Origin of the sequence: Streptomyces sp. NPDC127197, from assembly GCF_042672405.1 — a bacterium.
In the GTDB taxonomy this organism is placed as follows: domain Bacteria; phylum Actinomycetota; class Actinomycetes; order Streptomycetales; family Streptomycetaceae; genus Streptomyces; species Streptomyces flavusporus.
Window position 1 is genome coordinate 82,239 of sequence record NZ_JBHXVG010000010.1, and the last position, 13,421, is coordinate 95,659.

The 13,421-nt window shown below is 71.4% G+C and carries 11 protein-coding genes; 1 reads left to right on the plus strand and 10 read right to left on the minus strand.

Annotated elements, in window-relative coordinates:
* Positions 1-104: 104 nt before the first annotated feature.
* Positions 105-1,205 (minus strand): citrate synthase 2, encoded by a 1,101-nt coding sequence (locus ACFVJQ_RS17845; protein WP_385784896.1) that lies wholly within the window; start codon positions 1,203-1,205, stop codon positions 105-107.
* Between the two features lie 419 nt (positions 1,206-1,624).
* Here ACFVJQ_RS17845 and pdxH point away from each other — a divergent pair, with 419 nt between their 5' ends.
* Positions 1,625-2,254 (plus strand): pyridoxamine 5'-phosphate oxidase, encoded by a 630-nt coding sequence (gene pdxH, locus ACFVJQ_RS17850; RefSeq protein WP_385511267.1) that lies wholly within the window; start codon positions 1,625-1,627, stop codon positions 2,252-2,254.
* Between the two features lie 22 nt (positions 2,255-2,276).
* Here pdxH and ACFVJQ_RS17855 read toward each other — a convergent pair whose 3' ends face one another.
* The 9 genes from ACFVJQ_RS17855 to ACFVJQ_RS17895 all read right to left on the minus strand — a co-directional run bounded on the left by ACFVJQ_RS17855 (position 2,277) and on the right by ACFVJQ_RS17895 (position 13,418).
* Entirely contained in the window at positions 2,277-2,927 is a 651-nt protein-coding gene (locus ACFVJQ_RS17855; RefSeq protein ID WP_385511050.1) for a TetR/AcrR family transcriptional regulator, read from the minus strand.
* A complete protein-coding gene (locus tag ACFVJQ_RS17860) occupies positions 2,915-3,649 on the minus strand; it encodes an enoyl-CoA hydratase family protein (RefSeq protein ID WP_385784899.1) in 735 nt (244 codons plus the stop codon). Before ACFVJQ_RS17860 ends, ACFVJQ_RS17855 begins: the two co-directional genes overlap by 13 nt.
* The gene (locus ACFVJQ_RS17865; RefSeq protein WP_385784902.1) at positions 3,646-5,214 is read right to left on the minus strand and encodes a 4-coumarate--CoA ligase family protein; all 1,569 of its coding nucleotides are present in this window, start codon (positions 5,212-5,214) and stop codon (positions 3,646-3,648) included. Before ACFVJQ_RS17865 ends, ACFVJQ_RS17860 begins: the two co-directional genes overlap by 4 nt.
* Positions 5,215-5,244: 30 nt before the next feature.
* Positions 5,245-6,405: an acyl-CoA dehydrogenase family protein gene (locus ACFVJQ_RS17870; RefSeq protein WP_385784905.1), complete on the minus strand. Its 1,161-nt coding sequence runs from the start codon at positions 6,403-6,405 to the stop codon at positions 5,245-5,247.
* 56 nt (positions 6,406-6,461) lie between these two features.
* Positions 6,462-8,306, minus strand: coding sequence for a biotin carboxylase N-terminal domain-containing protein (locus ACFVJQ_RS17875; protein WP_385784908.1), 1,845 nt, complete (start codon positions 8,304-8,306; stop codon positions 6,462-6,464).
* Between the two features lie 5 nt (positions 8,307-8,311).
* Entirely contained in the window at positions 8,312-9,910 is a 1,599-nt protein-coding gene (locus ACFVJQ_RS17880; RefSeq protein WP_385784911.1) for an acyl-CoA carboxylase subunit beta, read from the minus strand.
* Entirely contained in the window at positions 9,907-11,574 is a 1,668-nt protein-coding gene (locus ACFVJQ_RS17885) for an acyclic terpene utilization AtuA family protein (RefSeq protein ID WP_385784914.1), read from the minus strand. Before ACFVJQ_RS17885 ends, ACFVJQ_RS17880 begins: the two co-directional genes overlap by 4 nt.
* Positions 11,571-12,365, minus strand: coding sequence for a TIGR03084 family metal-binding protein (locus ACFVJQ_RS17890; RefSeq protein ID WP_385511058.1), 795 nt, complete (start codon positions 12,363-12,365; stop codon positions 11,571-11,573). Before ACFVJQ_RS17890 ends, ACFVJQ_RS17885 begins: the two co-directional genes overlap by 4 nt.
* Before the next feature lie 81 nt (positions 12,366-12,446).
* Positions 12,447-13,418 carry a DMT family transporter gene (locus ACFVJQ_RS17895; protein ID WP_385784917.1) on the minus strand — a complete coding sequence of 324 codons (972 nt, stop codon included), beginning with the start codon at positions 13,416-13,418 and terminating at the stop codon, positions 12,447-12,449.
* Positions 13,419-13,421 lie beyond the last annotated feature (3 nt).

Here is a 13,421-nt window from a genome sequence, read left to right on the forward strand (position 1 = left end):
AACGCAGTCACCCGACCCGCGAGTCGCCGGTACGTCCGGCCGGCTCCTCCGCTGGAGGAACCAGACTCGCGGGTCGTCTGCGTTTTCAAGCGCCCCGGACGGGGTCAGTGGGCGATGTCCGCGTAGCCCTCGATCGCGCGCGGGTCGCGGGGACCCGGGCCGATGTAGCGGGCGGAGGGGCGGACCAGGCGGCCGGTGCGCTTCTGTTCGAGGATGTGGGCGGACCAGCCGGCCGTGCGGGCGCAGGTGAACATCGAGGTGAACATGTGCGCGGGGACCTCGGCGAAGTCCAGGACGATGGCCGCCCAGAACTCCACGTTGGTGGCCAGGACGCGGTCCGGGCGGCGGTTGTGGAGTTCTTCGAGGGCTGCTTTCTCGAGGGCCTCCGCGACCTCGTAGCGGGGAGCGCCCAGCTCGCGGGCCGTGCGGCGGAGGACTCGGGCGCGTGGGTCCTCGGCGCGGTAGACGCGGTGGCCGAAGCCCATGAGGCGTTCGCCCTTGTCGAGGGCCTGCTTGACGTATGCCTCGGCGTCGCCGGTGCGCTCGATCTCCTCGATCATGCCGAGGACGCGGGAGGGGGCGCCGCCGTGCAGCGGGCCGGACATGGCTCCTACGGCGCCGGAGAGGGCCGCGGCCACGTCGGCGCCGGTGGAGGCGATCACGCGTGCGGTGAAGGTGGAGGCGTTCATGCCGTGTTCGGCTGCCGATGTCCAGTAGGCGTCGACCGCCGCCACGTGCTTGGGGTCGGGCTCGCCGCGCCAGCGGATCATGAAGCGTTCGACGACGGAGTGGGCCTTGTCGATCTCGCTCTGCGGGACCATGGGCAGGCCCTGGCCGCGGGCGGACTGGGCGACGTAGGAGAGGGCCATGACGGCGGCTCGTGCCAGGTCCTCGCGGGCCTGTTCGGCGTCGATGTCGAGGAGGGGTTTCAGGCCCCAGACGGGGGCGAGCATGGCGAGTGCCGACTGGACGTCGACGCGGATGTCGCCGGAGTGGACGGGGATGGGGAAGGGCTCGGCGGGCGGCAGGCCGGGGTTGAAGGCGCCGCCGACGAGCAGGCCCCAGACGTTGCCGAACGAGACGTGACCGACCAGGTCCTCGATGTCGACGCCGCGGTACCTGAGGGCGCCGCCCTCCTTGTCGGGTTCGGCGATCTCCGTCTCGAACGCGACGACTCCCTCGAGCCCGGGTACGAAGTCGGACATCAGGCGGCTCCTCGTGATGTGTGGGACGGGTGGTGTTGTGGTTGTGAAGGGTTGAGCTTTGGGGCTGGTGGGGGTGGTGGGACTTTGGGGATGGTGAGGGGGCGGTCTTCAGCGTGTGGGTGGTGCTGGTGCGGCGACCATGAGCTGGTGCGGGTGTGGTGATCGCCCGGTGGATCCGCGGTCGTGTGCGTGGCTTGCGATGACTCGCGGTCCTGGGCGGTCACTGGGGTGATGCCCGGCTGGCGGTCACCCAACCGGGGCGGCCTCTCAGCACGATATCTCCGAGTGCCACCCTTGGGGAGAGTTTGCGGCACTCAGTGCCAGTCAGTGACGAAGGCCACCGCCCGCCGTGCATACGGCAAGATGATCGCGTGACCGACGAAGCCACCGTTCCCGCCGCGCACCCCGATCCTGCCGCCATGCGCAAGCACTACCGGGCCGAGGGTCTCGCCGAGACCGATCTGGCCGCAACGCCCTTCGAGCAGTTCGCGCGCTGGTTCAGGCAGGCCGCGACGGAGGGCCACATCTTCGAGCCGAACGCCATGGTCGTCTCCACGGCCGACGCGGAGGGGCGGCCCAGTTCTCGTACGGTGCTGCTGAAGCACTTCGACGAGACCGGTTTCGTCTTCTACACGAACTACGACTCCCGCAAGGCCCGCGACCTTGCCGAGAACCCGTACGTCTCGCTGCTCTTTCCGTGGTATCCGATGGCCCGGCAGGTGATCGTCACCGGCATTGCGCGGCGTACCGGGCGGGACGAGACGGCGGCGTATTTCCGTACCCGGCCGCATGGGTCGCAGCTCGGGGCGTGGGCGAGTGCGCAGTCCTCGGTGATCGCGACCCGTGCGGATCTCGAGGCCGCGTACGCCGAGCTGGCGGCCCGCTATCCGGACGGTGAGCAGGTGCCGGTGCCGCCGCACTGGGGTGGTTTCCGGGTGGCCGCGCAGGCGGTGGAGTTCTGGCAGGGGCGGGAGAACCGGTTGCACGACCGGTTGCGGTATGTGGCGCAGGCGGACGGCAGCTGGCGGGTGGAGCGGCTCAGTCCGTGACGGGCTCAGGGCGTGACGGGGCTCAGTCCGTTGCAGGGCTCAGTGCGTCGTCCAGGAGTGTCGCCCACTGGGTCACCACGCCTTCGCGGCGCTGGGCGTCGTCGGTGAGGAGGTTGGCCAGGCCCAGGCCGCGGGCCATGTCGAGGAGGCCCTGGACGGTTTCGCGGACGCCGGGGCGGGATTCGTCGGCGGCGAGGAGGTCCACGGCTATGCGGTGGGTTTCGCGGCCGACGCGGGCTTCGAGTTCGGTGACGCGGGGGCGCAGCTGGTCCTCGTTGGAGGCGGCGACCCAGAGGTGGAGGGCGGCGCGGAACAGCGGCCCTGTGTAGAGGTCGACGAGGGCTGCGACGACGGCGCGGCGGTCGCCGGCGGCGCCTTGGGGGAACAGGGCGCGCAGGGCGAGGGAGCGTTCCTCTGCGACGTATTCGACGGCGGCGGTGAAGAGGTCCTCGCGGGTGGGGAAGTGGTGTTGGGCGGCGCCGCGGGAGACTCCGGCGCGTTCGGCGACGACGGCGACGGTGGAGCCGGCCCAGCCGTGTTCGGCGAGGCAGGCGACGGCGGCTTCCAGGAGCCGTTGCCTGGTGGCGCGGCTGCGGTCCTGCTTGGGAGCGCGGTCGGCGCGGTCGGCGGTGGTCACCGTGGTGATGGTGTTGACCGAGTTCACAGCACCCATGGGGGATCCCGTCGTTCGAGGAAGGCTGTCATGCCTTCGCGGGCGTCGGCGGAGGCGAACATGCGGGCCGAGAGTGCGGTCAGGTGGGCCGCGTCCCGGTCGAATGTCTCCAGCACCCTAGCTGTGAGCAGGCGTTTCGTCTCGGTCAGGGCCTGGGGGGCTGCTTTGCGCAGGCCGTCCAGGACGGGGGCCAGTACGTCGTCCACGTCGTTGCCGGTCGCTGTCAGCAGGCCGATGCGGGCGGCCTCGGTGGCGTCGAAGCGTTCGCCGGTGAGGTAGTGGCGGGCGAGGGCGCGGGGGTCGGTGCGGGGCAGGAGGGTGAGGGAGATGACGGCGGGGGCGACGCCGATCCGTACCTCGGTGAACGCGAAGGTGGCCGCGTCGGACGCGGCGGCGATGTCGCAGGCGGCGAGCAGACCGAGTCCGCCCGCTCGTACGTGTCCGGTGACTCGGGCGACGACGGGTTTGGGCAGTTCCACGATCTGCCGGAGCAGGCCGACCAGTGTGTCGGGGTGGGGCGGGTCGCGCAGGTCGGCACCGGCGCAGAAGGTGGTGCCGGTGTGGGTGAGGACGACGGCGCGGATGTCGCTGTCCTTGCCGCAGTCGGTGAGGGTGTCGGCGAGTTCGTCGACGAGCGCTGCCGAGAGGGCGTTGCGGTTGGCCGGGGAGTCGAGGGTGAGGGTCTCGACTCCCCGCGTGCGGGTGCGGCCGATCAGTGTCACGTGGTCTCCCGGAGCTGCCGGCGCAGGATCTTGCCGGAGGCGGCGCGGGGCACGGCGTCGATGAAGGTGACCTGACGGACACGTTTGTAGGGGGCGACGCGTTCGGCGACGTACATCATGACCTCTCCTTCGGAGAGGTCGGGTGCGGACGGCTGGCGGACCACGTACGCGCGCGGGATTTCGTTTCCGTCCTCGTTGTAGACGCCGATGACGGCGGCGTCGGCGATGCCCGGGTGGGTGAGGAGCAGGGCTTCGAGTTCGGCGGGGGCCACCTGGAAGCCCTTGTACTTGATGAGTTCCTTGACGCGGTCGACGACGAAGAGCCAGCCGTCTGCGTCGACGTGTCCGATGTCGCCGGTGTGCAGCCAGCCGTCGGTGTCGATCATCGCGGAGGTGGCGTCGGGGTGGCCCAGGTAGCCCTTCATGACCTGAGGGCCGCGGATGAGGATCTCGCCGGCCTCGCCGACGCCGAGGTCCTTGTCGGGGTCGTCGAGGGAGACGATGCGCATCTCGGTGCCGGCGATGAGGCGGCCGACGGTTCCGGGCGGGGCGTCGTGCATGGCGTCGAGGGGGACGACGTGCGTGCCGGGGGACAGTTCCGTCATGCCGTAGGCCTGGCCGACGGGCGGCAGGTTCAGGCGGCGCGAGCAGGCGGCGGCGAGGTTGGCGTCCAGGGGGGCGGCGGCGCTGATGACGTACTTCAGGGACGACAGGTCGTACTGCGCGACCGCCGGGTGTTTGGCGAGGGCGAGGACTATGGGCGGGGCGACGTACAGGCCGGTGATGCGGTGGTTCTGGATGGCGGCGAGGAACTGTTCCAGGTCGAAGCGGGGCAGGACGACGACGGTGGCGCCCACCCTCAGGGGGGCGTTCATCAGGGCTGTCAGCCCGTAGATGTGGAAGAAGGGCAGGACGGCGAGGACGCGGTCGCCGGGGCCGGCGGAGATGGCCGGTTCGAGCTGGGCGAGGTTGGTGGCGATCTGGCGGTGGGTGAGCATCACGCCCTTGGGGGTGCCCGTGGTGCCAGACGAGTACGGGAGGGCGGCGACGTCCGCCACGGGGTCGATGTCGATCTGCGGTTCGGGTGCCGTGGACGCGAGCATGTCGATCAGCGAGCGGTGGCCGGGCGCGCTGTCGCAGACGAAGATCTCCCGTACGCCGCTTGCGAGTTCGGCGGCCCGGCGCGCGGTGTCCAGCAGCGGTGAGACGGTGACGATCCAGCGGGCGGCCGAGTCGCGGAGCTGCTTGGCGAACTCCTCGGGCGTAGCGAGCGGGTGGACGGTCGTGACGGAGGCACCCGCTCGCGTGGCGGCGTAGAAGGCGGTCGGGAAGGCGATGGTGTTCGGGCTGTGCAGGGCGAGGACGTCGCCCTTGCGGACGCCGGCCTCGGCGAGCGCGGCGGCGATCCGCCGGTGGAAGCGGTCCACCTGCTCGTAGGAGAGGGTGGTGCCGTCGGTGCCGTCGATGAGCGCGGGCGCGTCACCGAACTCGGCGGCCCGGCCGAGCACGGCCTCGTGGATGGGCAGTTCGACGGGTGGGACGTCTGCGTACTCGCTGCGGAACATCGGTTCCTCCTCGCACAACGCTGTGCCGGATCAGTACGACTTGGGCAGGCCCAGGGTCTGGTGGGAGACGTAGTTGAGAATCATCTCCCGGCTCACCGGTGCTATACGAGCCACGCGTGCGGCCGTTATCAACGATGCGAGCCCGAATTCGCGCGTGAGGCCGTTTCCGCCGAGGGTGTGCACGGCCTGGTCGACGGCCTTCACGCAGGCCTCCCCGGCCGCGTACTTGGCCATGTTGGCGGCCTCTCCCGCGCCCATGTCGTCCCCGGTGTCGTACAGGTGGGCCGCCTTCTGCATCATCAGGCGGGCCAGTTCGAGGTCGATGTGCGCCTGGGCGAGGGGGTGGGCGATGGCCTGGTGGGCGCCGATGGGCGTGTTCCAGACGCTGCGGTCACGGGCGTACTCGATGGCTTTCGCGAGGGCGTAGCGGCCCATGCCGATCGCGAAGGCGGCCGTCATGATGCGTTCGGGGTTGAGGCCGGCGAAGAGTTGCAGCAGGCCGGCGTCCTCGTCGCCGACGAGTGCGTCGGCGGGCAGTCGTACGTCGTCCAGGACCAGCTCGAACTGCTTCTCCGCGGCGTTCAGTTCCATGTCGATGGGGTGCCGGGTGAAGCCGGGCGCGTCGCGCGGGACGATGAAGAGGCAGGGCTTGAGGCGGCCGGTGCGGGAGTCTTCTGTGCGGCCGACTATGAGGGTGGCGTCGGCTGTGTCGACGCCGGAGATGAAGACTTTGCGGCCGGTGAGGAGCCAGTCGGGGCCGTCTTTGCGTGCCGTGGTGGTGATGCGGTGGCTGTTGGAGCCGGCGTCGGGTTCGGTGATGCCGAAGGCCATGGTGCGGGTGCCTTCGGCGATGCCGGGGAGCCATTGTTGTTTCTGGTCGTCGGTGCCGAAGCGGGCGATGACCGTGCCGCAGATGGCGGGGGAGACGACGAGCATGAGGAGGGGGCAGCCGGCTGAGCCGAGCTCTTCGAGGACTATGGAGAGTTCTGTGATGCCGCCGCCTCCGCCCCCGTACTCCTCGGGGAGGTTGACGCCCAAGTAGCCGAGTTTTCCGGCTTCTGACCAGAGTTCGTGGGGGTGGCGGCCTTCCTTGATGACGGTGGTGAGGTATTCGCGGCCGTAGCGGTTGCCGAGGGCGGCTACTGCGGCTCGTAGGGCCTTGTGGTCTTCGGGTTCGATCGTGGGGGTCATGTGCGTCCTCCGGGTGCGGGTTGTTTGTGGCTGGTCGCGCAGTTCCCCGCGCCCTTTCAGGTCTCCTGCACTACCGCCAGTAGTGCGCCGACCTGTACTTGGTCGCCCGGGGCGGCGTGAAGGGCCACGAGGGTGCCCGTGGTCGGGGCCGAGATCTTGTGTTGCATCTTCATCGCCTCCAGCCACAACAGGGGCTCTCCGGCCCGTACAGCTGCTCCTACGGACAGGCCCTCGGCGACGCGGACGACCGTGCCGGGCATGGGGGCCAGGAGGGAGCCCGGGGCGTGCTGGGCCGTGGGGTCGGGGAAGCGGGGGAGGGCTGTGAGGGCGGTGGAACCCACGTACACCTGGTCGCCGTACGTCGCCACCTCGAACTTCCTTCGTACGCCGTCCACTTCGAGTACGACGAGAGCGGCGTCGGCGTGCACGACCCGTACGCCGTCGGCTGTCAGGCCGCCTGCGCGTGTGTGGCGGTAGCGGGCCTCGTGTTCCTCGCCGGCCATCAGGTACCGCTTGATCTGCGGCTGTGAGGGCACGTTGCGCCAGCCGGCGAAGCGGGAGCGGCCGTGGGCGTCGGCGAGGGCGGCGGCCAGGGGGGCGTACGGGTCGGGGGTGGGGTCGGTGAGGTCGGGGAGGTGGCGGTCGTAGAAGCCCGTGTCCATGCGGGCGGTGGTGAACTCCTTGTGCCGCAGGGAGCGGATCAGGAGGTCGCGGTTGGTGGTCGGGCCGTGGATGACGGTTCGTTCCAGGGCGCCGGCGAGTTTGCGGAGGGCCTCCGCGCGCGTGGGGGCGTGGGCGACTGCCTTGGCGAGCATGGGGTCGTAGTGGATGCCGATGTCGTCGCCGTCGGTGTAGCCGGTGTCCAGGCGGATGCCTTCGGGGGTGGTGAGGCGGTGCAGGGTGCCGGTCTGGGGGGCCCAGTCGCGGGCCGGGTCCTCGGCGTAGAGGCGGGCCTCTACGGCGTGGCCACGCGCGCGTGGGGGGTGGTTTTCGAGGGCGTGACCCTCGGCGACGCGGAGTTGGAGGACGACCAGGTCGATGTCGAACACAGCTTCCGTGACGGGGTGTTCGACCTGGAGGCGGGTGTTCATCTCCAGGAAGTGGGCCTTGCCGTCGGCGACCAGGAACTCGACGGTGCCGGCGCCGGCGTAGCCGACGGCGCGGGCGGCGCGTACGGCGGTGTCGTACAGCTCCTGGGTGAGTTCGTCGGTGAGGCCGGGGGCCGGTGCCTCCTCGATCACCTTCTGGTGGCGGCGCTGGAGGGAGCAGTCGCGGGTGCCGAGCACCCACACCGTGCCGTGCGTGTCGGCGAGGATCTGCACCTCGACGTGGCGGCCGTTCTCCACGTACGGCTCGACGAACACCTCGCCGTCGCCGAAGGCGCTCGCTGCCTCGGCGCGGGCGCCCTCCAGCGCGGCGGGCAGGTCGTCGAGCCGGCGCACGATCCGCATTCCGCGCCCTCCGCCCCCCGCGGCCGCCTTGACCAGCACCGGCAGGTCGTCCGCGGTGACGTCACCCGAGGGCGCCAGCCCCAGCAGCTGTTTGGCACGTGTCTTGGACGCCATCGCCTCGATGGCGTGCGGGGGCGGGCCGATCCACACCAGACCTGCGTCGAGTACGGCTCGGGCGAAGTCGGCGTTCTCGGAGAGGAAGCCGTAGCCGGGGTGGACGGCGTCGGCGCCGGCCGCGACGGCCGCCTTCACGATCAGGTCGCCGCGCAGATACGTGTCGGCGGGCGCCGCGCCCGGCAGCCGTACGGCCGTGTCGGCCACGCGCGCGTGGAGGGCGTTTTCGTCGGCGTCCGAGTGCACGGCGACCGTCCGGATTCCCAACTCGCGGCAGGTGCGGAAGATCCGGCAGGCGATCTCGCCCCGGTTGGCGACGAGCAGAGTGGAAATCATGGACCTCACATCCGGAAGACGCCGAAGCCGCCGCGTACGCCCTCGTAGGGCGCCGTGTGGATGGCGGACAGGCACAGGCCGAGGACGGTGCGGGTGTCGCGGGGGTCGATGACGCCGTCGTCGTAGAGGCGGCCGGACAGGAACATCGGCAGGGACTCGGACTCGATCTGCTGCTCGACCATGGCCCTCAGCGCGGCGTCGCCCTCCTCGTCGTACGGCTGCCCCTTCGCGGCGGCCGACTGGCGGGCCACGATCGAGAGCACGCCGGCGAGCTGTTGCGGGCCCATGACGGCGGACTTGGCGCTGGGCCAGGCGAAGAGGAAGCGGGGGTCGTAGGCGCGTCCGCACATGCCGTAGTGGCCGGCGCCGTAGGACGCGCCCATGAGGACGGAGAGGTGGGGGACCTTCGAATTGCTCACCGCGTTGATCATCATCGCGCCGTGTTTGATGATGCCGCCCTGCTCGTACTGGCTGCCGACCATGTAGCCGGTGGTGTTGTGCAGGAAGAGCAGGGGGATGTCGCGCTGGTTGGCGAGCTGGATGAACTGGGCGGCCTTCTGGGACTCCTCGCTGAACAGGACCCCTTGGGCGTTGGCCAGCACGCCTATGGGATAGCCGTGCAGGGTCGCCCAGCCGGTGGCCAGGCTGGTGCCGTAGCGCGGCTTGAACTCGTCGAAGTCGGAGGCGTCGACGATGCGGGCGATCACCTCGCGCGGGTCGAAGGGGGTCTTCAGGTCGCCGGGGACGATGCCGAGGAGTTCGTCCTCGTCGTACTTGGGGGGTGCGGCCGGGCCCGGATCGTCGTACGCCTTGCGGTGGTTGAGGCGGGCGACCACGCGCCGGGCCTGACGGAGCGCGTCCTGCTCGTCGACGGCGAAGTAGTCCGCGAGGCCCGACACGCGCGCGTGCATGTCGGCTCCGCCCAGGGACTCGTCGTCGCTCTCCTCGCCGGTGGCCATCTTCACCAGCGGCGGGCCGCCGAGGAACACCTTCGCGCGTTCCTTGACCATGATCACGTGGTCGGACATGCCGGGGATGTACGCGCCGCCCGCGGTCGAGTTGCCGAAGACCACGGCAACGGTGGGGATGCCGGCGGCCGAGAGGCGGGTGAGGTCGCGGAAGATGGCGCCGCCCGGGATGAAGATCTCCTTCTGTGAGGGCAGGTCGGCGCCGCCGGACTCGACCAGGCTGATGCAGGGCAGCTGGTTGGCGAGGGCGATGTCGTTGGCGCGCAGGGCCTTCTTCAGGCTCCAGGGGTTGCTGGCGCCGCCGCGCACGGTCGGGTCGTTGGCGGTGATCAGGCACTCGACGCCCTCGACGACCCCGATGCCGGTCACCAGGGAGGCTCCGACCGTGTATTCGCTGCCCCAGGCGGCCAGCGGCGACAGCTCCAGGAACGGTGTGTCGGGGTCGAGGAGCAGCTCGATGCGCTCCCGGGCGAGGAGCTTGCCGCGCCGCCGGTGCCGTTCGACGTACTTCTCACCGCCGCCCGCGAGGGCCTTGGCGTGTTCGGCGTCGAGGTCGGTGAGCTTGGCGAGCATCGCGTCGCGGTTGGCGCGGTAGTCGGGGCCGGTGGTGTCCAGGGCGGAGGGCAGGACGGTCACAGCAGGGCCTCCGGGATGTCCAGGTGGCGGGAGCGCAGCCATTCGCCGAGGGCCTTGGCCTGCGGGTCGAAGCGGTGCTGGGCGGCGACGCCGGCGCCGAGGATGCCTTCGACGACGAAGTTGAGGGCGCGGAGGTCGGGGAGGCTGTGCCGCGTGACCGGCAGGGTGCGGCTCTCGGGGATCAGCTCGCGGAAGCGGTCCACCGTCAGCTCGTGCGCGAGCCAGCGCCAGGCCTCGTCCGTACGGGCCCACACGCCCACGTTGGCGTTGCCGCCCTTGTCGCCGCTGCGGGCACCGGCGACGAGACCGAGGGGGGCGCGGCGGGTCGGCCCTGGCGGCAGGGGCTCCGGCAGGGGCGGTTCGGGCACGTCGTCGAGTACGAGGGTCTCGGCGGCCGGGGCCACAGGAACCCGGCGCCCGTCATTGAGGACGGCCACATGGTCGACGGCGCCATGGGGGACGTACACATCCTCGAAGACCCCATAGGGCGCGCCCTTCCCAGGTGGCGCCAGCACATGGAAGCCGGGGTAACTGGCCAGCGCCAGCTCGACGGCGGCCCCGCTCAGCGCCCGCCCGACCGCATCCTGCTCCGGGTCCCGTACGACGAGCCGGAGCAGGGCGCTCGCGGTCTCCTCGGTGTCCGCGTCGGGCCGGTCGGTGCGGGCCAGTTCCCAGCGCACCTCGGTGACCTTGCCGAGGGCCGCCTCCATCTGCTCCCGCACGAGTGCGGCCTTCGCCTCGATGTCGAGGCCCGTGAGGACGAAGACGACCTCGTTGCGGAAGCCGCCGAGCCGGTTCAGGCCGACCTTGAGGGTCGGGGGCGGCGCCTCTCCGCGGACGCCCTCGATGCGGACGCGGTCCGGTCCGTCCTGCGTCAGCCGTACGGTGTCCAGCCGGGCGGTGACGTCGGGCCCCGCGTACCGCGCGCCGCCGGTCTCGTACAGGAGCTGGGCGGTCACCGTACCGACGTCGACGAAACCGCCGGTGCCGGGGTGCTTGGTGATGACGGCGGTGCCGTCGGGGTGGATCTCGGCGAGGGGGAAGCCGGGCCGGTGGACGTCGCCGTCGCGGAAGAAGGAGTAGTTCCCGCCGGTGGCCTGCGTGCCGCATTCCAGGACATGCCCGGTGACGACGGCACCCGCGAGCCGGTCGTACTCCCCCGGCTGCCAGCCGAAGTGGGCGGCGGCGGGCCCGGTGACCAGGGCCGCGTCCGTCACCCGCCCGGTCACCACGATGTCCGCGCCCTCGCGCAGGCAGGCCGTGATGCCGAAGCCGCCGAGGTAGGCGTGGGCGGCGAGGCTTCCGGGGTACCGGGCGGTGAGGTCGTCGCCCTCGACGTGCGCGACGCGTACGGGGATGCCGAGGTGGTCGGCCAGCTCCCGTACGTTGTCGGCGAGTCCGGCCGGGTTGAGGCCGCCGGCGTTGGTGACGATCCGGACTCCGCGCTCGTGGGCGAGGCCGAGGCATTCCTCGAGCTGGCGGAGGAAGGTGCGGGCGTATCCGGCGGTCGGGTCCTTGAGTCGGTCGCGGCCCAGGATGAGCATGGTCAGCTCGGCGAGGTAGTCGCCGGTCAGGACGTCCAGTTCGCCGCCGGTGAGCATCTCGCGCATGGCGTCGAAGCGGTCGCCGTAGAAGCCGGAGGCGTTGCCGATGCGGAGGATCATCCGACGACTCCCTTCGGCGGGCGGCCGGTGCCGGGCGGGCCCGCGAAGGCCTGGGCGATGTCCAGCCAGCGGTCGGCGTCCGGGCCCTCGGCGCGCAGGGCCAGGTCGGCGCGGTGGGCGCGCTGGGTGACCAGGAGGCAGAAGTCGAGGGCGGGGCCGGTGAGACGTTGCGGGGCGTCTTCGGGGCCGTACACCCACAACTCGCCGGAGGGGCTGCGGAGTTCCACCCGGACGGGATCGGTGGGGGCCGGGAGCCCGTGCACGCCGAAGGCGAAGTCGCGGGTGCGGACGCCGAGCCAGGCGATGTGGCGGATGCGGTCGGTGGGGGCGCGGGTGACACCGAGGGCGTCCGCCACGTCCAGCCCGTGCGCCCAGGTCTCCATGAGGCGGGCGGTGGCGAGGGAGGCGGCCGACATCGGGGGGCCGTACCAGGGGAAGCGGGCGCCCGGCGGGGCCTTGCGGAGCGCCTCGTCCAGAGCGGTGCGGCCCTCGCGCCAGCGCGACAGCAGTTCGGCGGGCGGGAGTCGGGCGGCCTCCTCGGCACCCTGGTCGACGAAGGTGTCGGGCGCGGCGAGGGCCTGTTCGACCAGGTCTCGGAAACCGTCCTCGTCCGTGACGGCGAGGAGCGCCGAGCGGTCGGTCCAGGCGAGGTGCGCGATCTGGTGGGCGATGGTCCAGCCGGGGGCGGGGGTCGGAAGCGTCCAGCGCTCCGGGCTCGACTCGGCCACCAGCCGGTCGAGTTCGTCGCTTTCCGCACGCAGGTCGTCGAGCACGGGCGTCGGGTCGGCCATGGGGAGGAGCATGGCAGCGGCCCAGGAAACAAGCAAGCGTGCTTGCATTATTTAGTTTTCCACAGCCATCGCTGCTGCTGCTTACGTGTAGCTACTCTCGGTGATCAGTGGTCGACCCGCCCCCTTCGTGCTCCCCCGCCCCACCTGCGTCCGCACCGCCCCCATGCTCGCCGCGATGACGAGCGCGACCGCGGCGGCCTCCATGGCGGTGAGGGCCTGGTCGAGGACGAGGAAGCCGGCCGTCGCCGCGAGGGCCGGTTCCAGGCTCATCATGATGGCGAAGGTGGGAGCGGGCAGGCGGCGCAGTGCGAGGAGTTCGAGGGTGTAGGGGAGGACGGAGGAGAGAAGCGCCACCGACGCGCCCAGGCCGAGCGTCACCGGGTCGACGAGTTTCGCCCCGGACTCGGCGATGCCCAGCGGCAGGAACAGCAGGGCCCCCACCGCCATCGCCAGGGCGAGTCCGTCGGCCTGCGGGAAGCGGCGGCCCGTACGGGCGCTGAAGACGATGTACGCCGCCCACATCGCGCCCGCGCCCAGCGCGAACGCCGCCCCCACCGGGTCGAGGTCGCCGAAGCCGCCGCCGCTGAGCAGGACGACACCGGCGAGGGCCAGCCCGGCCCACACCAGGTTGAGCGCCCGGCGTGACGCCAGGACGGACAGGGCGAGGGGGCCGAGGACTTCCAGCGTGACGGCCGGGCCCAGCGGGATACGGGCGACCGACTGGTAGAAGAGGCCGTTCATCGCGGCCATCGTGATGCCGAAGACGATCACCGTGCCCCAGTCGGTACGGGAGTGACCGCGCAGGCGCGGGCGGCAGACCAGCAGCAGGACCACCGCCGCCACCAGCAGCCGCAGCGCCACCACGCCGAGCGCACCGGCCCGCGGCATCAGGGTGACCGCCAGGGCGCCGCCGAACTGCACCGAGATCCCACCGGCGAGCACCAGTCCGACGGGACCGAGTGAGCCCCAGCGGCGCGCGATGCCGTTCGTCGACGCGGGTGCGACCCGAGCGGGGGTGGGCGAAGGCGTGGTGGTGGCGTCGGGGGTGCTCACGGG